General features: G+C 67.4%; 21 protein-coding genes. 11 read left to right on the top strand and 10 right to left on the bottom strand.

From position 1 onward, the window contains the following. The first annotated feature begins 40 nt into the window (after nt 1-40). Entirely contained in the window at nt 41-412 is a 372-nt protein-coding gene (locus tag ACYR7D_RS22320) for a hypothetical protein (protein ID WP_459546479.1), read from the top strand. On the opposite strand, the gene ACYR7D_RS22315 is transcribed toward ACYR7D_RS22320, so the two are convergent. The 4 genes from ACYR7D_RS22315 to ACYR7D_RS22300 all read right to left on the bottom strand — a co-directional run bounded on the left by ACYR7D_RS22315 (nt 340) and on the right by ACYR7D_RS22300 (nt 3151). Beyond that, a complete protein-coding gene (locus tag ACYR7D_RS22315) occupies nt 340-2001 on the bottom strand; it encodes a VWA domain-containing protein (RefSeq protein ID WP_459546478.1) in 1662 nt (553 codons plus the stop codon). The genes ACYR7D_RS22320 and ACYR7D_RS22315 overlap by 73 nt on opposite strands. 107 nt (nt 2002-2108) lie before the next feature. Next, entirely contained in the window at nt 2109-2357 is a 249-nt protein-coding gene (locus ACYR7D_RS22310; RefSeq protein ID WP_459546477.1) for a WhiB family transcriptional regulator, read from the bottom strand. A 25-nt stretch (nt 2358-2382) separates the two neighbouring features. After that, on the bottom strand, nt 2383-2931 hold the full coding sequence (locus ACYR7D_RS22305) for an HNH endonuclease (protein WP_459546476.1): 549 nt from the start codon (nt 2929-2931) through the stop codon (nt 2383-2385). 64 nt (nt 2932-2995) lie between these two features. After that, the gene (locus tag ACYR7D_RS22300; protein WP_459546475.1) at nt 2996-3151 is read right to left on the bottom strand and encodes a hypothetical protein; all 156 of its coding nucleotides are present in this window, start codon (nt 3149-3151) and stop codon (nt 2996-2998) included. 324 nt (nt 3152-3475) lie between these two features. Between ACYR7D_RS22300 and ACYR7D_RS22295 the strand changes: the two genes are divergently transcribed. Next, complete coding sequence (locus ACYR7D_RS22295; protein WP_459546474.1) at nt 3476-5653, top strand: malate synthase G; 2178 nt, start codon at nt 3476-3478, stop codon at nt 5651-5653. A 341-nt stretch (nt 5654-5994) separates the two neighbouring features. Here ACYR7D_RS22295 and ACYR7D_RS22290 read toward each other — a convergent pair whose 3' ends face one another. Then, complete coding sequence (locus tag ACYR7D_RS22290; RefSeq protein ID WP_459546473.1) at nt 5995-7464, bottom strand: FAD-dependent oxidoreductase; 1470 nt, start codon at nt 7462-7464, stop codon at nt 5995-5997. A 1172-nt stretch (nt 7465-8636) separates the two neighbouring features. Here ACYR7D_RS22290 and ACYR7D_RS22285 point away from each other — a divergent pair. Further along, the gene (locus ACYR7D_RS22285) at nt 8637-8777 is read left to right on the top strand and encodes an MspA family porin (RefSeq protein WP_459546472.1); all 141 of its coding nucleotides are present in this window, start codon (nt 8637-8639) and stop codon (nt 8775-8777) included. Between the two features lie 76 nt (nt 8778-8853). On the opposite strand, the gene ACYR7D_RS22280 is transcribed toward ACYR7D_RS22285, so the two are convergent. Genes ACYR7D_RS22280 through ACYR7D_RS22270 form a run of 3 tightly spaced genes read right to left on the bottom strand, consistent with a single transcriptional unit; the run spans nt 8854 to nt 10987 of the window. Then, entirely contained in the window at nt 8854-9900 is a 1047-nt protein-coding gene (locus tag ACYR7D_RS22280; protein WP_459546471.1) for an NADP-dependent oxidoreductase, read from the bottom strand. Further along, nucleotides 9897-10457: a cytochrome P450 gene (locus ACYR7D_RS22275; protein ID WP_459550249.1), complete on the bottom strand. Its 561-nt coding sequence runs from the start codon at nt 10455-10457 to the stop codon at nt 9897-9899. The genes ACYR7D_RS22280 and ACYR7D_RS22275 overlap by 4 nt, the downstream gene beginning before the upstream one ends. Then, the gene (locus ACYR7D_RS22270) at nt 10430-10987 is read right to left on the bottom strand and encodes a hypothetical protein (protein WP_459546470.1); all 558 of its coding nucleotides are present in this window, start codon (nt 10985-10987) and stop codon (nt 10430-10432) included. The genes ACYR7D_RS22275 and ACYR7D_RS22270 overlap by 28 nt, the downstream gene beginning before the upstream one ends. Before the next feature lie 257 nt (nt 10988-11244). On the opposite strand from ACYR7D_RS22270, the gene ACYR7D_RS22265 reads away from it, so the two are divergent. From ACYR7D_RS22265 to ACYR7D_RS22250, 4 genes are all read left to right on the top strand, one after another. Continuing rightward, a complete protein-coding gene (locus ACYR7D_RS22265; protein ID WP_459546469.1) occupies nt 11245-12465 on the top strand; it encodes an acetyl-CoA C-acetyltransferase in 1221 nt (406 codons plus the stop codon). Between the two features lie 152 nt (nt 12466-12617). Beyond that, nucleotides 12618-13148, top strand: a complete 531-nt coding sequence (locus ACYR7D_RS22260; RefSeq protein WP_459546468.1) for a VOC family protein — start codon at nt 12618-12620, stop codon at nt 13146-13148. Nucleotides 13149-13374: 226 nt separating this feature from the next. Then, nucleotides 13375-13602: a hypothetical protein gene (locus ACYR7D_RS22255; RefSeq protein WP_459546467.1), complete on the top strand. Its 228-nt coding sequence runs from the start codon at nt 13375-13377 to the stop codon at nt 13600-13602. Nucleotides 13603-13912: 310 nt separating this feature from the next. Then, a complete protein-coding gene (locus ACYR7D_RS22250) occupies nt 13913-14707 on the top strand; it encodes an SDR family NAD(P)-dependent oxidoreductase (protein WP_459546466.1) in 795 nt (264 codons plus the stop codon). Nucleotides 14708-14921: 214 nt separating this feature from the next. Here ACYR7D_RS22250 and ACYR7D_RS22245 read toward each other — a convergent pair whose 3' ends face one another. Next, the gene (locus tag ACYR7D_RS22245; RefSeq protein ID WP_459546465.1) at nt 14922-16148 is read right to left on the bottom strand and encodes an NADH:flavin oxidoreductase; all 1227 of its coding nucleotides are present in this window, start codon (nt 16146-16148) and stop codon (nt 14922-14924) included. Between the two features lie 14 nt (nt 16149-16162). Next, entirely contained in the window at nt 16163-16804 is a 642-nt protein-coding gene (locus ACYR7D_RS22240; RefSeq protein ID WP_459546464.1) for a TetR/AcrR family transcriptional regulator, read from the bottom strand. A gap of 86 nt (nt 16805-16890) precedes the next feature. On the opposite strand from ACYR7D_RS22240, the gene ACYR7D_RS22235 reads away from it, so the two are divergent. The 4 genes from ACYR7D_RS22235 (at nt 16891) to ACYR7D_RS22220 (ending at nt 22710) form a co-directional block, all read left to right on the top strand. Then, nucleotides 16891-17742, top strand: coding sequence for an SDR family oxidoreductase (locus ACYR7D_RS22235; RefSeq protein WP_459550248.1), 852 nt, complete (start codon nt 16891-16893; stop codon nt 17740-17742). Nucleotides 17743-17930: 188 nt separating this feature from the next. Then, a complete protein-coding gene (locus ACYR7D_RS22230; protein ID WP_459546463.1) occupies nt 17931-19175 on the top strand; it encodes an ABC transporter substrate-binding protein in 1245 nt (414 codons plus the stop codon). Between the two features lie 35 nt (nt 19176-19210). Then, a complete protein-coding gene (locus ACYR7D_RS22225) occupies nt 19211-21988 on the top strand; it encodes an ABC transporter permease subunit (protein ID WP_459546462.1) in 2778 nt (925 codons plus the stop codon). Continuing rightward, a complete protein-coding gene (locus ACYR7D_RS22220) occupies nt 21985-22710 on the top strand; it encodes an ABC transporter ATP-binding protein (protein ID WP_459546461.1) in 726 nt (241 codons plus the stop codon). The genes ACYR7D_RS22225 and ACYR7D_RS22220 overlap by 4 nt, the downstream gene beginning before the upstream one ends. Nucleotides 22711-22754: the final 44 nt, after the last annotated feature.

The raw sequence follows: 22754 nt of genomic DNA, 5'->3' as shown, positions 1-22754 counted from the left end.
TTCGTCACGCTTTCGTGCATTTCGTTCAGTGGAGGAGTTCGTGCGAACCGGCAGATGGTCGCTGGCGGGGCAGGTATTCGCCCTGCAGCTGGTGCTGTTGTCGCTGGTCACCGTCGTATGGGCGGGTTTGGCGGTACTGGATGCCCGCCGCGACGGCGACCGGGCCGCCGCGCAGCTGCCTGTGATCCTCGGCGTCGTGGTCGCGGGTCTGTCGGTCGCTGTCGCCGGCTCGCCGAGGGCGGCATGGTGGACCGGCGCTTCGATTACGGCCGGACGGTCGCCCGAGGACACGCTACCGCTGGCGGGAATCCCCGGGCGGGTGATCCGGATGAACGGGGTTCACGGTGTGGTGAGGGCGTCGACCATCGCGGTGCCGAACTCCAGGTCGTTGCTGCTGGGCAGCACCCGGTAGCTGCCACCGGTTCGTTCGGTGAGAGTGCGCAGCGTATCGCTGCCCGGGCCGCCGATCACGATGACATCGATGCGGACAGGAGTCGCCGGATCACCCGCCTGCTGGATGCCGGCCAGGAGATCCGGCCCGCTGATACCGGACTCCTCGTCGGGTCCGTCGGTGACGAGCAGGACCGAATTGGTGCGGTCGGCGGCGAAGCCGGTCACCGCGCTCCGGTATGCCGCGATGAGCGCCGGATAACATCCGTCCGCTGTGCTGGAGGTGGGCTCGATCGCGCCCAGCGAGCTCATGAGGGTGCCCCGGTGCTCATCGCCGAGCGGGGCCGTCTCGGCGATCACCTCGGACTGTGCTCCGCCCGCACCGCACGTCCGGATACCCAGCCCGAACTCCGGCGGCATCACGGTGAGAGTGGAGGACAGCGCGCCCAGGGTGTTGGTCAGCCGGGTCAGCTCGCCCTCGGTCTCGCCCATGGAGGCGGAGACATCCAGCAGCGCGGTGGCGTGCACCCCGAGTACCGGATTGGTGAGGGCCTTGCGGAGCCGGTCCAGCGCGGCCCGCGGCGGTACCGCCATCGGGGCGGCGGGTGGCGCGGCGAAGCCGGCCGCGGCGAATACGCGCTGCTGTTCCGGTTTGCGCAGATAGTCGGCGAACAGACCGGCGATGAGGTTCTGGGTCTTGTCCACCCAGGGGCCGGACATGAGCGCGGCCGGATAATCGGCGACCGGCGCGGTGCCGGCGGGTACGTAGTAGGTGGTGCCGCCGTTCGCCGCGAGCGAGCGCTGGGTGACCGGCACCGCGTGTACCGGGGCCTCGGCCGGGGCGGCGGCGGACAGCGCCGACATGGCCGAGGGAATATCGGCGGCCGCGGGCGCGGCGGCGGCCAACCCGGAAACGGCCGATATCGCCTGACCGGACGCGACCGCCTCCTCGGTCAGCGGCTCGGTCCCCGAGACCGCCGCCGCCACGGCGGCCGCCACGGCCAGCGAACTGTCTCCCTGGGGCAGGGCCAGCTCCAGGCCGTTCCAGCCCGGCAGGCCGATGGTGTCGAGCGAACCCTGTTGCAGGCGAGGGAGATCCGCCCACGAGGTCTGCGTGGTGGCCAGGGCGTGCCGCAGCACCTCGGGGACGGCCAGCACGATCGGGCTGGACGCGATCGAGCGGGGGGTGCCCTCGACCAGACCGGGAACCCGCATGGATTCGATCTGCCGGCTCGATACCGGGATCCACAGGGCCGGCCGGGGCCCCAGTACCGGATTCCAGGTGGCGTTGGAGGTGAACGCCGCGACCATATCTCCCGAAGAACGCTCGGTCACCGCGACTTTCGCGCAATGGTCCCGGACCACCGGCGCGGTCTCGTTGTAGCGGGCCGCGATGGTGCGGACCGGATCGGCGATCTCGGGATCGACCGTGACATCGAGAATGGCCTCACCCTCCACACACACCCCGGCCGCGGCGGCCGGATCGGCCGAATCCGCGCGGACCAGTGTCCAGGTGAGGGCGGCTGCGATCAGAACCACGACGACCACCGCGGCGATCACCGGCCCCTTGCTGATTTCCCGGGAAGAGCCGGTGCTGCGATGGGTACCCACGAGCAGTCAGTGTAAGGAGGAGGAGAGATTCCGGCGCGCCACGGTCACGACCGTGGGGCCGTATGCACTCATACGGCCCCACGGTCTCGCGCCGGTTTCCCCGCCGGTCATTCACGGATCATCTTTCCCCGGTCGAATTCGTGCCCGCCCCACACACCGGACTGGCCGGTGCGCTCGGCGAAAGCGCGACAGTCCGGCCGGATCGGGCACCGGCCGCACACCTGACGCGCGTACTCGAAGTCCTGCGACGGATACGGAAACCACGCCTCGTGGTTCGGGTCGCCACGGCAGGCGGCGCGATACCAGCCGTGGCTGTCGGATACCGGCAGCAGATCTGCCAGAACTTCGACGGTCATCTCGATCCTCCTTTCGTGGATCGCCTCAGAGTGTCGCGGCGAGTCGTTTCCACACCCGTCGTTGGGCGCGGGCGAGTGGGTCGGGTGCCCCGGGCTCCCAGAGCAGTCGCATACCTGCCTCCTCAGGGGTCCGATCGGCTTTACCGGTGTTGCAGGCCACGCAGCAGGCGATGAGGTTCTCCCAGGTGTTGGGCCCGCCCCGGCTGCGCGGCCGGATGTGGTCGACGGTGTGGGCCCGATCGCCGCAGTAGCCGCACCGGTTCCCGTCGCGCCGCAGCACAGCGGCGTGCGTGGCCCGGCCACCGGGTGTGTGGACGGCTGTATGGGCGAGGTACCGGTAGCGAACCAGCCGGATCGTCTCGGGCAGCATGATCTCGAGGTGCTGCGAGCGGATCGGGAAATGCGGCCGCCGGACCTCGACCGCTTCGGCGATACCGCTGGTCAGCAGCACGATCGCACGGTCGGCGAGAATTTCGTCGAGCGCCTCGTAGCTGGCGTTGAGCACCAGTACGCGTGTGTGTATCCAATTGTCCGGTGTGAGCGTCGCCGTAGTGGCGGCAGCGGGTATCGACATGGCAGTTACCAGGTTTCGACGGCCGGGGTATCCCGGGAACGAGCGGAGAAGAAGACGCGGACGGTCAGCGCCACTGCGGGAGGAGCCGGTCGATCCCGCGTGCGCCGCCGGGTTTCGCCGAGCACAGCGATTCGCCGAAGACGTTCATCGACCGGGGCCCCGCGTAGTGCGTGCGCACGCCGGGCGACCGATCGGTATCGGCCGGTGCTATCGGATACAAGACCACTCCTCCCTTCTGTATCTCGTCGAACTGCCGCCGCGGCGGCTCGGATGGAATACATGGTGGCACAGTGCCCCAGCGATTGTCGGCTCATTTTCCGCCCGCCGGCCGGGGTGGGCGGACGCGCTCTGCCCGGGTTCCGCGAGCCGGTGGGGGGTGAAACGCGACCACCGGATCGACGCGGGGACGCCGCCGGCGACGGGTAGAGTCCGGGCCGTGGCCTCGACGCGGCCGACGCGCTCACCCGGCGATCGGAGCAGCGCTACCGATCGGTAACATAAGCATCGACTTTCCACCCGGTCTTCGCGGAAGTGAGGCAAGTAGATGACAGAGCGGAAACAGGTCGGCGGGCTCGCGGTTGCCACCGTTCTCCACGACTTCGTAGAGAACGAAGCGCTCCCCGGTACCGGCGTCGATTCCGCCGCGTTCTGGGCCGGTGCCGAGCGGATCATCACCGAGTTCGCTCCGCGCAATCGGGCCCTGCTGGCCGAACGCGACGAAATCCAGGGCAAACTCGATGCCTGGCACAGTGAGCACCCCGGCGCGAACTACGACAAGGCGGCCTACAAGAAGTTCCTCACCGAGATCGGTTATCTCCAGCCCGAGCCCGGCGATTTCACCATCGGCACCAGTGATGTCGATGAGGAGATCAGCACGACGGCCGGCCCGCAGCTGGTGGTGCCGGTGAGCAACGCCCGCTTCGCGATCAACGCCGCCAACGCGCGCTGGGGCTCGCTGTACGACGCGCTCTACGGCACCGATGCCATTCCGGAGACCGGCGGCGCGGAAAAGGGCACCGGATACAACAAGGTGCGCGGTGACAAGGTCATCGAATGGGCCCGCAACTTCCTCGACGATGCGGTCACCCTGATCACCGGCTCGCATATCGGCTCGACCTCCTACGCGATCGTCGACGGCGAGCTCGAGGTCGGGCTGGAGGACGGCACCACCATCGGGCTGGCCGATGCCGATCAGCTGGTCGGTTATCGCGGTGACCCGGCCGCGCCCAGTGCGGTCCTGCTGAAGCACAACGGCCTGCACATCGAGATCCAGATCGATCCGGACTCGCCGATCGGCAGTACCGATACCGCGGGTGTCAAAGATGTGGTGATCGAATCCGCGGTCACCACCATCATGGACTTCGAGGACTCGGTCGCGGCGGTCGACGCCGACGACAAGACCCTCTGCTACCGCAACTGGCTCGGCTTGATGAAAGGTGATCTCGCCGAGGAGGTCACCAAGGACGGCAAGACCTTCACCCGCACCATGAACCCCGACCGGGTCTACACCGGCCTCGACGGTTCGGAGGTGGTCCTGCACGGCCGGTCGCTGCTGTTCGTGCGCAATGTGGGCCATCTGATGACCAGCGACGCCATCCTCGACGCCGAGGGCAACGAGGTGCCCGAGGGCATCATGGACGGTTTGCTCACCTCGCTCATCGCCAAGCATTCGCTGCGCAGCGATGTGGCGCTGACCAACAGCCGGACCGGGTCCGTCTACATCGTCAAGCCGAAGATGCACGGCCCCGACGAGGTGGCGTTCACCAATGATCTGTTCGCCGCCGTAGAGGACGTCCTGGACCTGCCGCGCAACACCCTCAAGGTCGGCATCATGGACGAGGAGCGGCGTACCACGGTCAACCTCAAGGCCTGTATCAGGGCCGCCGCCGACCGGGTGGTGTTCATCAACACCGGTTTCCTGGACCGCACCGGCGACGAGATCCACACCTCCATGGAGGCGGGTCCGATGATCCGCAAGGCCGAGATGAAGACCCAGCGCTGGATCCTGGCCTACGAGGATTGGAACGTCGATACCGGTCTCGCGACCGGTCTGGCCGGTAAGGCGCAGATCGGCAAGGGTATGTGGGCCATGCCGGACCTGATGGCCGGGATGCTCGAACAGAAGCTCGGTCACCCGAAGGCAGGTGCCAACACCGCCTGGGTGCCGTCTCCCACGGCGGCCACGCTGCACGCCACCCACTACCACCGGGTGGATGTCTTCCGGCGGCAGGCCGAGATCGCCAAGGGCGGTGCGCGCGCGAGTGTGGACGATATCCTGCAGATCCCGCTGGCCGCCGATACCGGATGGAGCGAGGCCGAAAAGCAGCAGGAGCTGGACAACAACGCGCAGTCCATCCTCGGGTACGTGGTGCGCTGGATCGACCAGGGCGTCGGTTGCTCCAAGGTCCCCGATATCTCCGATATCGCGCTGATGGAGGACCGCGCCACCCTGCGTATCTCCAGCCAGTTGATGGCCAACTGGCTGCGCCACGGCGTGGTGACCGCCGACGAGGTGGTGGCCAGCCTGGAACGGATGGCTCCCGTGGTGGACCGGCAGAACGCCGGGGATCCCGGCTACCGCCCGATGGCCCCCGATTTCGCGGGCAGTGTGGCGTTCCAGGCCGCCAAGGAGCTCATCCTCGAGGGCACCGCGCAGCCCAACGGGTACACCGAGCCGATCCTGCACCGCCGCCGCCGCGAAGCCAAGGCCAAGTACAAGTGAGTGATGTTCGGTGAATGAAAAGTAGCTTCGGGCAGCTCTTTTCGAACGGAGGCCCCTCACCTGGAACACCAGGTGAGGGGCCTCTGTAATCAGTGGAGATCAGGTTGGATACCGGCCCGCCACGCTCGAAACGGTCACAAAAACCGTCACACGTCGGGCAGCCCAAAGCGGCCCCGGCCCGTGACGGTGCGCTGGTCGTTCCGGTGCGGTATTGATCACCGACCGCCATGTGATGCTCGCTCCGCCCAGACTACGGAGGTGTCGCTGGCCCGTTCACGGTGGCGGCGATATCGCCGGTCGCGGCCGGCGAGCGGGCAGCGTGGGCTGATCTTTTCGGCCGCTCAGCTCAGCCGGCTCGCTGCGTGAGCTCCGGCGATCCGTCCGAAGACGATCGCATCTGCGATATGGAATCCGCCGTCCTTGGCCCAGCTGTAGGTCGAGCTCACAGTGCCGGCTGCGTACAGCCCGTCGATCGCGTCGCCCGCCCGGGTCAGTACTCGCGCGTGGTGGTCTCTGCGTGGCCCGCCATTGGTCCACGCCAGGACGGGTGCGCTGTGGTATGCGTAGAATGGCGGCTCGGTGAGCGGAATCAGGGTGGCGGGGTTGCGGCCGAAGAGTTCGTCGCTTCCCGCGACGCAGGCGCGGTTGTATCGTTCGACGGTGGCGGTCAGGGTCGCCGGGTCCACGCCTATCCGGCCGGCCAGCTCCCCGAGGGTGTCGGCACGATAGATCCATCCGGCAGCGATTTCCGCGCTGTTGTCCGTGCTCCATCGGTAGCCGTCCGTCAGCACGTTCCAGCCGACGGCCATGACATCCGCGTTCGGGCTGATCGGTCCGGCCATCCGCGTGCGCTCGTCGAACAGGACGTGCATCGGTCGCCTGGGATGCAGTTGGTAGCGGCCGTCGATGAGCGCTTGACCGTGACCGCTGGGAACACATTCGTCGACGAATCGGCGTCCGTTCCCATCGACCCAGACATAGCCGCGGGCATACAGGAACATGGCGAAGAATCCGTGCCTGGAGCCCGGACGTGATATTCCGTTGACGGCCATCATGTTGTCCATATGCCACAGGTCTGCGCCGACCCGCTCCGCCATGCGCAATCCGTCGCCGGTCGCGGCCGTGCTGCCCCAGACCGGTACATTGTTCAACCCCAGATGAGTGCGCACGAGCTCCGGATCGCCCTCGAAACCGCCGGTTGCCAAGATGACGCCGCCGCGGGCCCGGACCCGTCGGCCACCGGCGGTGACAACGCCGGTCACCGCACCGGTAGCGGGGTCGGTCATCAGTTCGACCGCCGGTGTGTCGTAATGGATTTCGATTCCGCGCTCGGCGAGCGCCCGCGTGAGAACGGCGAACAGCCGGCCTTCGCCGAGTACACCGTCGACGCTGCGGTAGCCGCCGTAGCAGTCGCTGCCGTCCAGTTCCGGGTATTCGGCGGTGTACGAGCCGTTCGGCAGAACTCGTGCTCCGATCGACTCCATCCATGGCGAGACCTCGCGGGTGCCGGCCGCCCATGCCTGCACCACGGGCTCGGGAACCGGCCGGTCACCGCATAGAGAGCGAAGGTAAACAGCCGCGCGGTCGGGATCGCCGTGGTGGAACCATGCGCCGCCGGAGACCCGGGTGTTCCCACCCGCCTCCTCGGGCCCGGTCTTCTCCAGGACTACTACGGTGGCACCGGCTGCGTGCGCGGACAGCGCGGCCGCGCACCCGGCGGCACCCATACCCACCACGATGACGTCGACCTCGTGGATATTGCCGTGATCGTCTGCGAACCGGTCGCTTTCCCGGCCAGGGGTGGAATGCATCTATCGTCTCCTCGTCAGGTCACCGACAGTTCACCCGATGGGTTCGTGCCGGAGCCGGTCGGACAGTATTCGCCGGCGCGGGCAGCGGAAACGTCTTCTTCCACTCACCGGGAACTGCTCGTTCTCGAGTGTGGGCGCTGTCAGTAGTGGCCCGAATCGGGCAAACCGACCCGTAGCCCTGTGGGCGCCGCAAGTGGATGCTGTGGAGGTTCGGTGAGTACCCACCATCAGTTCTGTTCACTGATAATGGGCGAATATCAGAGCGGCCGCTCAGTCCCGCTGCGGCGCACCACAGAGGTCGCTGCGACCTCCTTCCTCGGCTTCCGAACGCGCTTTGTCCTCGTGTTTCTCGCTGTGTGGGAGTGGCGATGGTCCCTTTTGCGGAGACGACTTAACGTCGATATCGAATCGTCCCGGAATGGTCATTCCGCCGGACTTCGAAACCGGTTGCGCGTGGAGGGCCTGCCGGACGCCGCCGAACTCCGTGCAGGCGCGAAAGAAGGGAACATCATCACCGAAGCCCAATCCTTTCAACTCGCATAATGTGTATCCGCCGCTTCCCGGACCCCGGGCAGCGGAACTTCGCCACGGCCCGATGGCCGGCGCGGAGGTGGAGCCGCATCTATTACACCGATCGCCGAATGGATCTCCGCTCGGTGGATCGAAGTAGCTTCGTAGCCCGGATTCCGAGTCTCCCGGAGTTTTGCGTGCCCGTTATTCGAGCCATTCGCACACCATGCGGCGGAGTGAGTTGTCCATAATCTTCCGGTCACACCCGGAAAGGTAATGCCGTCTTCGGCATGTCTTGATCGATATTAGGGTCGACAGATGAAAGCAAATATCCGACGCCGGCCGTCTGCGCGCGGCGTCCGTTGCGGTATGCGACTGGGCGGAATAAGCGCGGTATTCGCGGCCGTCGGAATGCCGGCCGCCGGCCACGCCACGGCCGATACTTTCGTACCGCTTCCGGACGGCCGGGAGATCGCCCCCGGAGCGACGATCACCCGTACGGCCGAACATGCCGTGGTATCCCCGTCGATGTCCGCCAACGGTGTAGGGCGGGTGGTGTGGGTGTCCGGCACCGTCACCGCCTGCTGGACCTGGAAGCTCCCGACGCCTTCGGTGCGGAGTCGCATCGGCCCTTCTCCTCCCATACCAGCACACACGGGAGCGTGAGCTGGCATAACAGCACCATCGGGCTCTCCGGTTGTGCCGGTTACGCGCAGGCCCGCGCGTTCGCCGAGGTGGAGGTCGAAACAGCCAGTGCCAAGGAGGTTGTCGCCGTCTGGGGCCAGCCGTTCAGCATCGGCTGAACTCGCCGGAACCCGAGTCCTGCCCGCGGCGGGACTCGGGTTCCGTGGTGACGGCGCTCGATCGATAGGGCCGATATCACCGGGAGCCGGCGAGGTTCACAATCATCTTGCCCTGGTTCTGCCCGGACAGCAGGCGGGTCAGCCCTTCAGGGGCCGTGTCCAGGCCGTGCAGCGTTTCGTAGCGGTACCGCACCGACCCACCCCGGCGCAGCTCCTGCATCTCGGACCGGAAAACCCCGTACTCGGGGTAGTGGTCGTAAACGACGAAGCCCTCCAACCGAAGCCGCTTGCGCAGCATCGGCCGCAACGGTGGACCGACACTGGACTCCGGACCGTTGTACTCGGCGGCCATCCCGCAGATGATGTACCGACCGTGTTCACGGAGACGGTCGAACGCGGCCGTCCCGGTGTCGCCACCGACGTTGTCGAAGTAGGCGTCGATTCCTTCCGGGCAGTGCTCGTCGAGGCCGTCCGCCACCGCGGTCGTGCTGCGGTCGACGCAGGCATCGAAGCCGAGCTCGTGCACCACGTATTCCGCTTTTTCGCCGCTGGCGATGCCGACCACCCGCGCACCCGCCGCCTTACCCAGTTGTCCCGCCACCATGCCGATGGCGCCGCCGGCCGCGGAGACGACCAGGGTTTCACCCGGACGTACCGCGGCGATACGCATACCGCACCAGGCCACCAGTCCGGGCCCGCCCAGGACGCCCAATTCGTCGAGAGGGTCGGCGTCCTGCGGGATTTTCGCCAGCGAAGTACCCGGCACCACGTGATGGGTCTGCCAGAGGTGGCCACCCCGGACCCGGTCCCCGGCGGCGAAGTCCGAGTGCCGTGATTCCAGCACCGTCCCGACGAACGCGCCCGACAGTGCGTGCGCCGGCGGTGGGGGAGCCGCCCTCGCGATATCACCGACTCGCGCCGTGCCGCCGATCGGGCGGGGCGCGTCGTCCGGGCCGGGGAGGTAGCGCCGCATCACGGGATCCAGCGACATATGTGTCGCCTCGAAGAGCACGTCACCTTCCGTCAATCGGGGTATCGGCCGCGAGACGAGCTCGAAATCCTCGGCCGACGGTAACCCCTTCGGCGGCCGGACGACGCGGACGGCGTGATTCGTCGGACTCATAGCACGACCCGCAATTCTGCCAGGCCGCGAATGAACGGGGTACTCGTCCATTTCGTGTCGGTATCGGCGAGCGTCATCTTCGGTGAGTTTTCGAGCAGGGCCTTCAAAACGGTTTTCAGCTCCAGCCGCGCGAGCCAGGCGCCGAGGCAGGCATGCGCGCCGTGGCCGAAGGCGATGTGCTCCCGGGCATCCGGCCGGGTGATATCGAGTTGCCCGGCGGTCGGCCCGAATCGACGCTCGTCGCGATTCGCCGAAGCAATCCAGGCGATGAGGTGATTCCCGGCTGGGATCACACTGCCGGCCACCGCGAAATCCTCCTTGGTGATCCGGATCATCAGTTGCGCTGTGGATTCGAATCTGAGAAGCTCTTCCATCGCGTTGTCCAGAAGTGCCGGGTCGTCGACGAGTTTCTCCCACTGGTCCCTGTGCCGCATCAGGGCCAGCACGCTGATCCCGAGCTGGTTGACAGTGGTGTCGAAACCGGCGACGAACAAGGTATGGATGGTGGCCGCCACCTCATCCGGCCCGATCACCGTGCCTTCGTCACCTGCGCAGATGAATCCTGAAAGCAGATCGTCAGCGAGATTGCTACGTTTCCATCGATCACGTCCAATTCGTCGCCGGGGCCGTAGCCGGCCAGTTGTTCTGCGACGATCTGTTCCGCCCGGGCCGCGTACTGTTCGACGTTCTTCGGTGTGAACGGCCGGGCCAGCAGTTTACGCAGGGGTGCGTGGTCCGGCTGGTCCAGTTTCGACAGCGACGGGCGCAGGAGATAATCGTTGTCCGCACCCGCCGCCTCGAGCCGTAGATTGCGTGGCGAATCCAATGCATAGGCCTCCGATGAACTCAGCGCCGGATCGCTCAGTGCGCGTTTGACATCGGTGTAGCGGAACAGCATATGCACACTACCGCCGGGATGGAACTGCACGGGAGCGTGTTCGCGTGCCGATGCGAAATGCGGGTACGGATCCACGAGGTAGCCGGGCGCGGTGGGATCGACCGATCCTGGGGCGTCGTGCGGGCTGTCGCCCGAAAAGGCTTGTACGGAGCGTCGTCGAGGTCCATCCGGGTTGAGACGGTTGTCCATGAGCTCCATGGTTTCGCGGTTCGCGGTTTTCGGGACCTCGAAATTTCGATGAGCGGGAAAGTGGTCGGTATCGCACCGTAGCGTCTCTTCGGGGAGGACGAGGGCTCGGTCGTCCGCCGGACTTCGCCTCGCCGAGACGGCGGGGCTCCCATTCGGCGGGAAGCCATGCCGTGGCCGATGGTTCGCGAAACTACCGTGGTGTGGGCGCCGGATCGGCTCGCGATCAGGTGTTTCCCGAATCTCGGTAAGGAGTCTTCATGCCCGAGGCCGTCATCGTCTCTGCCGCGCGTTCCCCGATCGGCCGGGCCCGTAAAGGTTCGCTCGCCGGAATGCGGCCCGACGATCTGGCCGTTCAGATCGTGCGTGCCGCCTTGGACAAGGTGCCGGCGCTCGATCCCGCCGCCATCGACGACCTGATTTTGGGCTGTGGGTCCCCGGCAGGGGAACAGGGGTTCAACATCGCCCGCAATGTCGCGGTCATGCTGGGACACGATCAGGTACCGGGGACCACCGTGCACCGATACTGCGCCTCCTCGCTGCAGTCGACCCGGATGGCGTTCCACGCGATCAAAGCGGGGGAGGGCGAGGTATTCGTCTCGGCCGGTGTGGAGACGGTGTCGCGGTATGTCAACGGCTCCGCCGACCGCTGGCCCGATACGCAGAACCCGCTGTTCGCGCCGGCGCAGGCCCGTACCGCGGCCGCTGCGGAGGGCGGGGCGGGCGTGTGGCACGATCCGCGCGAGGACGGGTCGCTCCCCGATGTCTACATCGCGATGGGGCAGACCGCGGAGAACGTGGCCACTCTCACCGGCATCACCCGCGAAGAACAGGACCGCTGGGGTGTGCGCTCGCAGAACCGCGCCGAGCGGGCCATCGCCGACGGCTTCTTCGAGCGGGAGATCACCCCGGTCACCCTGCCCGACGGCACCGTCGTCTCCGCCGACGACGGACCGCGCGCCGGTGTCACCTATGACTCAGTCTCCCAGCTGAAGCCGGTGTTCCGCCCGGACGGAACCGTCACTGCCGCCAACTGCTGCCCGCTCAACGACGGCGCCGCCGCCCTGGTCGTCATGAGTGATACCAAGGCCCGCGAAGTCGGTCTGACTCCACTGGCGCGGATCGTGTCCACCGGTGTATCGGGTCTGTCGCCGGAGATCATGGGGCTCGGGCCGGTCGAAGCCTGTCGCCGCGCGCTCGCGCTGGCGGGCAAAACGATCGAGGATATCGATTTGGTCGAGATCAACGAGGCCTTCGCGGTCCAGGTGCTCGGGTCGGCGCGGGAACTGAAAATCGACGAAGACAAGCTGAACGTCTCGGGTGGAGCGATCGCGCTGGGCCACCCGTTCGGGATGACCGGTGCCCGCATCGCCACCACCCTCATCAACAATCTGCAGACCCACGACAAGCAGTTCGGTCTGGAGACCATGTGCGTCGGTGGTGGTCAGGGTATGGCGATGATCCTCGAACGCCTCAGCTGATCCGGGCCGCCGGACTCGTGGCCGGTGCATGGTGTTCCGGTTGCCGGGAAGCGCCGGGAGACCGCCACCGCGGTGGAGCATGATGGGGTGAAAGCTCGCTCCGCCGCGAGGCGTGGCGGGGTGGATGTCGTCACCCAGGAGGCCTCTCCGGTATGCGTGGAATCAACCATGTTGTCCTGTACGTCTCGGACCTCGCGCGCAGCCTCGACTTCTACGAGCGGGTGCTCGGGTTCCAGCGGCTGCCCGGCGGGTTCCCCGGTGGCGCGTTCCTCCGGCACGCCGGTTCGGCCAACGACCATGATCTGGGGTTGTTCGAGTCCCGGTGTGCGGTGGTGCCGGCACCTGGATCGGTCGGGCTTTATCACGTGGCCTGGGAAATGGACACGCTGGCCGAGCTGGCGGCGGCGCGGCGGAATCTCGCCGATGCCGGGGCGCTGACGGGCGCGGGAGATCACGGATCCACCAAGGCGCTCTACGGGCGCGACCCCGACGGTATCGAGTTCGAGGTGTGCTGGCTCGTCCCCGACGAACATGTCGAGGAGGCGCTCCGGGGTGCCGCGATGACCGCGCCGCTGGACCTCGGGGCCGAGATCGAGCGATACGGTGCGGATACTCCGGGCGGACCGCGGACGGACCCGGCGGTATGGGCCAGGGTCGCGGCCGCGCATTCCGCTCAGCGCTGAGCCGGGTGTGCCGGTGAGATCCGGCCGTCGGTACCGGGCCTCATCCGGTTGCGCCGGGCGCGCCGCAGCGCGGTTCACCTGCGGGCCGCCCGAAGCTACTTGCACGTGATAGTTGGACTGAGGGGAGATCGATGAGCCGGAGGTAATCCATGACCCTTTCCGAGCTCGGCCGACGTCCCGAGCCCCACGACTGGTAGGTGCGGACCGCTTCCGGCTGCTCTCCGGCATGAACTTCTGGCAGACCCGCGACTCCCCGCGGCTCGGTATCCGTTCGGTACAGATGGCCGACGGGCCGCACAGCCTGCGGGTACAGGGGCCGGCCAACGGCCATCTCGGCCTGGCCCCGTCCATTCCCGCCACCTGTTTCCCGACCGCGATCACGCCGGCCTCGAGCTGCGACCCCGAACTCGTGGCCGAGGTCGGTGCCGCGTTGGACCGAGAACGGGTGCAGTAACGACCGGCGGGTGTCTCGCCGGTTCGGGCGACCACGGTTTCGACGCGGCCATTCGGCGGGCAGGCGTCCAGCCTGGTAAGCGGTGGCTTCACGCATAACCGGCGCCTCGGCTCTCTGGTGTCGAGGCGGTGGTGATGCCCGTGGGAAAAACCGTGTACTCCCCCTCGAGTGGTCGAGCAAGCCCATTCAGTGGGAGCTCGCGCCGCGAAAACGGTTATCGCTCCTAACCTGGACAGCGGATTTGCAGGCAACAGTGCGCACGTACGGTGGTCGGAATACCGGCCGGATCGGCCTGGACAAGGAGATATACGTGGATTTGCAGAAGTACGGGCCCTGGACCGTCATTGCGGGAGGATCCGAAGGAGTCGGGGCCGAGTTCGCGGTGCAGCTCGCCGAGCAGGGCATGAACCTGGTCTTGCTGGCGCGCAAGCCGGAACCGCTGCAGGCGACCGCCGAGACCTGTCGTGCCCACGGTGTCGAGGTGCGCACGCTGTCGGTGGATCTGCTCGCCGAGGATGCCTTCGACCGTATCCGGGAGCTCACCGACGATCTCGTTGTCGGGCTGTTCATCTACAACGCCGGTGCCAACACCTACGGTCATGAATTCGTCACCGGCGACCTCGACCGCTTCCAGGCGGTCATCGATCTCAACATCACCGCTCAGTTGAAACTGGTGCAGCATTTCGGCGCCCTCATGCGGGACCGGCGGCGCGGCGGAATTCTGCTCGCCGGCTCGCTCAGTGGTTTCCTGGGATCGGCTCAGATCAGTGTCTATTCGGCGGTCAAGGCGTTCTGCCGTATCTTCGCCGAAGGCCTGTGGCTCGAGATGCAGGACCACAATGTCGATGTCCTGGAGCTGGTGCTGGGACTGACCCGCACGCCTGCCATGGACCGCGCGGGCCTGAAGATGGATACACCCGGCCTGCAGATCTCCGAACCGCGCGATGTCGCGGCACAGGGTCTGGCGAATCTCGCCAACGGGCCCGTTGTCGTAGTGAAACAGTTCGAGGCGGCCGCCGAGAAGAACAGCGGGCACAATAGGGCAGAGCTGCTGCTGGCGGCGCGTGCGTCGGCACGGAAGCTTCTCCCGCCGCCGACCGAATAGTAATGCGGACGGACCCGCCCACGACCCGTAAGAAGAGGGTCACAGTGGAATTCGAGCGGTCGGCCGCGTGGCGGCGAACGAATGGGCCGCTTCCCTCGTCGAGCCACCCGAGGTCGATCGGACTACTGCCCGCCGCCCGATCCGGGCCGCCGCCCGATCCGCTCTCAGTACATGGTGGTCACCCCGACTCCCCGCCGGAATACTGCGGAAGCTGTCACGAAAGCAGGTCGGTCGGCTGCGCCGTCCGGGTAGTGGTTACCAGTGGGCAACGGGTGCCGGTGAAGATACTCGCCGCGCAGAGGTTGCAGTGGATGCACAGCGACTCCGTCGAGGACTCCGCCCGGATACGGTTGATCAGGTCGGGTTCCCGCAGCAGTGCGCGCGCCATCGCCACGAACTCGAACCCGTCGTCCATCGCGGCATTCATGCCGGCGAGGTCGGTGATTCCGCCGAGCAGCACCAGCGGAAGGTTCACCGCGTCACGGAACTGGCGCGCGTAGTCGCGGAAATAGAGCGGTTCGTAGGGGTAGTGCGAGAACACCAGGCGGCCGAACAGCTTCATACCCAATTTGACGATGCCGCTTTGGGTTTCGGCCATTTCGCGAATCGGGACATCGCCGCGGAACAGGTACATCGGGTTGAGCAGTGAGGAGCCGCCGGTCAGCTCGAGCGCGTCGACATGGCCATCTTGTTCGAGCATCTGCGCGAAGAGCAGCGATTCGTCGAGCCACAATCCGCCGGGCACACCGTCGGCCATGTTCATCTTCGCCAGCACCGCGATCCGCCCGTCGGCGGCCTCGCCCACGGCTTGCAGAATGCGCCGGGCGAACTCCGCGCGGCGTTCCAGCGGTCCACCCCAGGAGTCCTTGCGGCGGTTGATCTTCGGGCTCAAGAACGAGCTGGCCAGATAGTTGTGCCCCAGATGTACTTCGACCGCGTCGAAACCCACCTCTATCGCGTACCGCGTGGCCCGGGCGTGGTCGTCGATGATCCGCCGGATATCGGCCTCGGAGGCCGCGCGATCCAAACTCATCGACAGCGGATTGGGTCTGGTCGACGGGGACAGCGACGGCAGACCGTTCGAGCGCGAGTTGGCCACCGGGCCGGCATGCCCGATCTGTGCCGAGACAGCGGCCCCGGTGGCGTGCACCGCTTCGGTGAGCCGGCGCAGTCCCGGGAGTGCCTCGGGTCGCCAGTAGACCTGGTCGCGTTCGGTGCGCCCCTCGGGCGATACCGCCAGATAAGCGACGGTCGTCATACCGGCGCCACCGGCGCCGACCGCGACGTGGAAGTCGATCAGTGCGTCGGTGACCAGCGCGCCGGTGGTGACTCCTTCGAAGGTCGCGGATTTGATCACGCGGTTGCGCAACCGGACCGGGCCGAGGTCGGCCGGCGCCAGCGGGTCCGGCCGGGTGGCCGGGGAAACGGTGGAGGCGGTCATGGTGGAACTCCTTGTCAGGGCTGACGAGTGGGGAGAGCGGTGGGGTCGCGCCGGTCGGCGACGGGGGCATGGATATCCATCCAGCGCAACATCTCGTCGACCATGTCGGCGCAGTCGCCGTGCGCGCCGGCCTCGGCCCATTCGACGAGAGCGGCGAAGGCCGCCGCCTGATAAGCGGTGGCCAGTGCGCGGCAGATCGCCGTGGGTGCGTCGGGAAGACGACGGGAGATGAAGTCCGCGAGAGTATCGATCCAGGGGCGATAGGCCAGCGGCGCGGTGGCGGCGAGTTCCGGCTCGGCAGAGATCAGGCGCAGCCAATCGGGTGCCACCCGATTGATTCGGGGGTCGTGGGAGACCGAGTCGACGACGGCCGAGCGGATGGCTGCCGACAGGTCGCCTTCGCGGGGAGCGTCGGCCAGAGCTTCGCGGAGCCTGGTCGTGGCGGGCTCGACGCCGAGATAGGCGATATCCGCCCGCGATGAGAAGTGTCGTAGCAGTGTCCTGGTGCTGACCCCGGTCGCATCGGCCAGATCGCTCCAGCTCGTCGTCGTGTAGCCCCGTTCGGACCACAGCCGCAGCGCGCCCGCGGCGATCGCCGGGGCGTCGAGAACGGAGGGCCGGCCGCGTCTGCGTGGAGCTGTGTCGTTCGAGGGCACGGGCCCAGCCCATCATTTTTGGCGAAGTGTGTCAATATTGCGGTAGTGCAGGAACTCGGCTGGTGACAGCGGAAAGTAGGCGAACGATGGGTGTCTATGTGGTGACCGGATCGGCCTCGGGAATGGGCCGGGCCGTGGTCGGCAAGCTGCGTCAGGACGGTCACACCGTGGTCGGAGTCGACCAGCGGGATGCGGAAATCGTCGCCGATCTGTCCACCCCGCAGGGGCGGCGTGCGGCAATCGACGGGGTGCTCGCCGCGGTGGACGGGCAGCTCGACGGCGCGGTTCTCGCGGCCGGCGTGGGGCCTGCCCCCGGCGCGGAACGCCCGCGCCTGATCTTCGAGGTGAACTATCGCGGCGTGGTGGACTTGCTCGAGGGCTGGCGGCCCGCACTGGCGACGGCCACCGAGCCGAAAGTGGTCGTCTTCGGTAGTAACGCGACGACCACCACGCCGGCGGTGCCCGGCCGGGCGATCCGCGCCCTGCTGGCCGGGGATATCGACAAGGCGTTGAAAACGGTCCGGATCTTCGGCCGCACCGCGCCCTCGATCGCCTACGGTGCATCGAAGATCGCGGTGAGCCGCTGGGTCCGGCGCCACGCGGTGACCGCGGACTGGGCGGGCGCGGGAATCCGGCTGAATCTGCTCGCCCCCGGCGCCGTCCTGACGCCGCTGCTGGAGCGACAACTCGCCACACCCGCCGAAGCGGCCGCTATTCGCCGGTTCCCGGTACCGATCGGCGGTTTCGGGGACGCCGGCGATCTGGCGGAATGGGTGGTTTTCATGCTGTCCGATGCCGCGCGCTTCCTCTGCGGCAGTGTCGTGTTCGTCGACGGCGGCAGCGACGCCTATTTCCGCGCCGACGACTGGCCGCGCGCGGTCCCGCTGCGGCGGCTACCTGCCTACCTGCGGCTTTTCCGCAGCTCGGGCGCCGGGTGATGCGTGTAGCGAACCCGGTGAAACCCGGTCACGATTATCCCGGTGAATGGGAAGTGACCGTCTGAGCCGGGTCGGACATGAGCCCATAATTCTCCGCCGCATCGATAAGTGATGTGGACCACGCGAGGACGTTGTGTGTATCGGGAACCACCCGGTGCGGCCTCGCCTTCGGAGAGGAGAACCCGACCATGGGACTTGGTGGTCTGAGCCGACACCGGCGAGCCGTCGCCGGTATGGGCGCCGCGGCGCTGGCGATCGCGCTCGCCGCGTCGGGGTGTGCCGGTGGCGACGAAACGAACAACAGCGCGGTGGCCGGGGCATCGACCACCGCGCTCCCCGACGAACCGGCCACCGGGACGCCGGTGCGGATCGGCTTCGTATCCACCGAGGGTGGTGCGGTGGTGTCGCTCCCGGAGATGCGTGCGGGCGCGGAGGCCGCCGTCGAGTACGTGAACAAGAACGCCGGCGGGATCGCGGGCCACCCGGTCGAACTCGTGGTGTGCAAGCAGCAGGAGGAGCCGACCTCGGCCACCAAGTGCGCCAACGAATTCGTCGAGCAGAAGGTGACAGCTGTGCTGTCCCCGGGCACCTCACAGGGTGGCACCATCCTCCCGATCGTCGCCGGCGCCGGTATCCCCTACATCACCCTCAACGGCGTCTCACAGCTCGAGCTGACCTCGCCGGATTCCGCGGCGCTGTCGGCGGGCCTGCCCGGCACCATCACCGCGATGGCCGCGGCGGCCGAGGACAAGGGTATGAGCACCTTCACGCTCTTCGCGAGTGACGGCGGCGGCCTCGGCGCCTTGGCCAACGCGATGGGTGCGCCGGTGTTCCAGGCGGCGGGGGTGGAACTGAACGTGGTGCCGATCCCGCTGGGCGTGCCGGACCCCACTCCGCTGGTGACTTCGGGGCTCTCCGATAAGCCGCAGGGCGTGAGTGTGATCGCCGACGCGGCCACCTGCGCCTCGGTCTACAAGGCGATCCAGACCACCGACCCGGCGGTCCAGCGCGTCTACATCCCGACCTGCCTGGCCCCCGATGTCATCGACATCCTGGGCGTGGAGTCCATCGAGGGCAGTATCGGCATCACCGCGACCGACTATCTGTCGGATCGCCCCGATTCGGTGCTCTACCGCTCCGTTCTGCAGACCTACGCCCCCGAGGCGGCGGTGGCAGGTGCCGCCTCTTCCGGCTACCAGGTCGTCATGGCGCTGGCCGCGGCCACCGGCAACCTTCAGGGAGACGTCACGCCGGCGAGCATCAAGGAGGCGCTGCGCACCGCGAAGGCCGTGGAGATGCCCGCGGGCGGCGGTATCACCTTCACCTGCGACGGCACCGCTGTACCGCAGATGCCGTCGATCTGCTCGCGCCAGATGCTGATCGGTGAGATCAACGACCAGGGTGTGCCGGTGAACCTGAAAGTGACCGGATAACCCGCCCCGGCGGTATCCGGCCAGGGAGATCAGCCATGACAGATCACCTTTCGTATCTCGTGCTCGGCCTCGGCAACGGGGCGGTGTACGCCGCTCTCGGGCTCGCGCTCGTGATGACCTTCAAGAGTTCGGGGGTCGTGAACTTCGCGACCGGTACGGTGGCGCTCTACGCCGCCTACACCTACGCCCTGTCGCGGACCGGTGAGTTGCTGGTGCCGATACCGGGATTGCCCCCGACGATCGACCTCGGTGGGCCGCTCGGTGTGGCACCCGCCATGGCGATCTCCCTGGCTGCCGCCGGTGTCCTCGGCGTGCTGTGTTACGCCCTGGTCTTCCGGCCCATGCGTACTGCCCCGGTGGTGGCCAAGGCCGTCGCCTCCATCGGGTTGATGATCGTGATCCAGGCCGTGATCGCACAACGAGTGGGAACGGGCCTGGTCTCGGTCAAACCGATTTTCGCGCTCGACACCTTCTCGCTGGGTGACCGCCTGGTGCCCACCGATCGAGTGCTCCTGGCGGTTTCCATCATCGGTCTCGCGATCGTGGCCACCCTCGTCTTCCGCTACACCCGGTTCGGTACGGCCACCGAGGCGGCGGCGGAATCCGAGAAGGGCGCCTACCTCACCGGCTTGTCGCCGGACCGGATCGCCTTCGCCAACTGGGCGTTGTCGTCGGTGGTCGCGGGGCTCGGCGGCATTCTCATCGCGCCGCTGGTGGCGCTCAATCCCGTGGCGTATTCCCTGTTCATCGTGCCGGCGCTGGCGGCCACGCTGGTGGGTAACTTCGCGTCGATCTGGTTGACCGTGGCCGCAGGTATCGTCATCGGCGCCCTGCAAGCGGAAGCCACCAATTTGCAGGGACTCTATGATTGGTGGCCGAGATCCGGTACAGCGGAGGCCATCTCGCTGCTGTTGATCCTGATCTTCTTGGTGGTCAAGGGACGCCCGCTGCCCGATCGCGGTTCGGTGATCCACCGGACGCTCGGGCGGGCGCCCCGTCCCGACCGTATCCTCATGCCGGCATTGATCTCGGTTGCTGTGGCCGTGGTCGCTCTGCTGGCCACAACCGGCAGTTTTCGTGCCGCGCTCGTCAGCAGCATCGTTTTCGGGATCCTCGGGCTCTCGCAGGTCATCGTCACCGGCTACGCGGGCCAGGTATCGCTGGCACAGCTCACGCTGGCAGGGGTTTCGGCCTACGCGTTGAGCGTGCTGAACCAGCACCTCGGCATTCCGTTCCCGTTCGCGCCGATCATCGCGGCGCTGTTCGCGACCGTGGTCGGGGTCGTCGTGGGACTGCCCGCGCTGCGGGTACGCGGGCTGCCACTGACGGTGGTGACGCTCGCCCTCGCGGTGTTCGTGGAGGCGTTCTGGTTCCGCAACCCCGAGCTCAACGGTGGTGTGCAGGGCGCTCCGATCGATACACCCCGCTTGTTCGGGATCGACCTCGGCATCGGGGCGGGCGAAGCGTACCCACGCATCGCGTTCGGCCTGCTGTGCCTTGTTGTCCTCAGCGCCGTCGGGCTCGGTGTGGCGTGGCTGCGGCGCAGCAGCCTCGGCACCGCCATGCTCGCGGTGCGGGCCAACGAGCGTTCGGCGGCGGCCGCGGGTATCGATGTGTCCCGTACCAAACTGATCACTTTCGCCCTCGGCGCGTTCGTCGCCGGCCTCGGTGGTGCCCTGCTCGGATATCAGCAGATGCTCGCCACGCCGGAACCATACGCGGTGTTCCTCGGGATCTCGCTGTTCGCCGTCGTCTACGTCGCGGGCATCACCTCCATCACCGGCGGCATTCTCGCCGGTGTGATGGCGCCCGGTGGGATTCTGTACCTCCTGGTCGACCGGTTCCTGCACGTGGGTGATTACTACGCGGTGCTGAGCGGCATTCTGCTGGTGGTCACCGTGCTGGCCAACCCCGACGGGATCGCGAGCAAACTGCCGCGGATCCCGTGGCCGGCTCTTCCGCGTCGCGGGGCGGCGTCCGGCGAGAGGCCGGAGCCGGTGGCCGCCCGGGCGGTGGCCGGCCGTTCCGAACCGCTCCTCTCGGTCGAGGGTGTGAGTGTCACCTACGGTGTGGTGAAGGCCGCCACCGATGTCGCGTTCGAGGTGCGGCCCGGCGAGATCGTCGGCCTGATCGGACCCAACGGCGCCGGTAAGACGACCGTTATCGACGCGATCACCGGATTCGCTCCGGCCACCGGGTCGGTGACGCTGTCGGGCCGGTCGCTCACCGGGCAGCCTCCGCACGCCCGCAGCCGGGCCGGACTGGGGCGCAGCTTCCAGGACGTAGAGCTCTACGACGATCTCACCGTCGCCGAGAACATCGGGGTGGGCGCGGCCCGGTCCGGCTCGGAGCTGCCCGTCACACGGCGGGTGAGCAGGACACTGGCCGTCCTCGGCCTGAGCGAACTGGCGGACCGGGAGGCGGGTTTGCTGTCCCAGGGACAGCGGCAGCTGGTCTCGATGGCGCGGGTTCTCGCGGCCGACCCCGCGGTCGCTCTGCTCGACGAACCGGCCGCGGGTTTGGACAGCGCCGAAAGCCGTTGGCTGGGTGAGAAACTGCGCGTGGTTGCCGACGACGGCACCGGTGTGTTGCTGGTCGACCACGATATGGAACTCGTGCTCACAATCTCCGATCGGGTCATCGTGCTCGATCTCGGAACGGTGATCGCCACCGGTACGCCCGCGGAGATCCGCGCGAACCCGGAGGTACTTCGCGCCTATCTCGGCGTACCGGTCGGCTCGGACGGTCTCGACGCGGAGGCTGTCCCGGAACTGCATGCCCGGCCGCTCACTTCCCCGGAGGTATCGCGATGAAAGCGCTGGAATGCCGGGGCCTGACCGCCGGCTACCTGAAAGAACGCCCGTGCGTACGCGACGTCGACCTGACTTTGCGGGCCGGCGAGATCACCTGTCTACTCGGGCCGAACGGCGCGGGTAAGACGACACTGCTGATGACGCTGGCCGGGTTGCTTCCGCGTATCGAGGGCGAGGTCGTCGTCGCCGGTCGGGCGGTGCGCGGCGGGCGTCCCCGGGACGCGGTCCGTTCCGGGCTGGTGCTGGTGCCCGACGACCGGGCCCTGTTCCGTCAGCTGAGCACGAAGCAAAATCTCATGCTCGCGGTCGCGCAACGCGCGCGGCGAAAAGCCGGTCTACGCGAGGTGCTCGAGTATTTTCCGGCGTTGGAGAAGCGGCTGCCGGTTGCCGCCGGCCGGCTGTCCGGCGGTGAGCAGCAGATGCTCGCCATCGGGCGGGCGATCCTGCAGCGGCCGGCGGTGCTGGTGATCGACGAGCTGAGTATGGGATTGGCTCCCGTGATCGTGACCGAGATCCTGGATGTGCTGAAGAAGCTTGCGGCCACGGAGGGCACCAGCGTGCTGCTGGTGGAACAGCATGTCCATCTGGCTCTGGGGGTCGCGGACCAAGCCGCGGTCCTGGTCCACGGACGGATCGCCGACCGGGGGAGTGCCGCGGAGCTGCGGGACGATCCGGAACGGGTCGAGCGCGCGTACCTGGGCGCGGAGGCGGTCACACGCTGACCGGAATACCCGAACGGAGCACGTAGGCGAGTCGTCGCGGCCGC

This window comes from Nocardia sp. X0981 (assembly GCF_977089955.1).
This window is presented reverse-complemented; position numbering and strand designations above follow the sequence as displayed.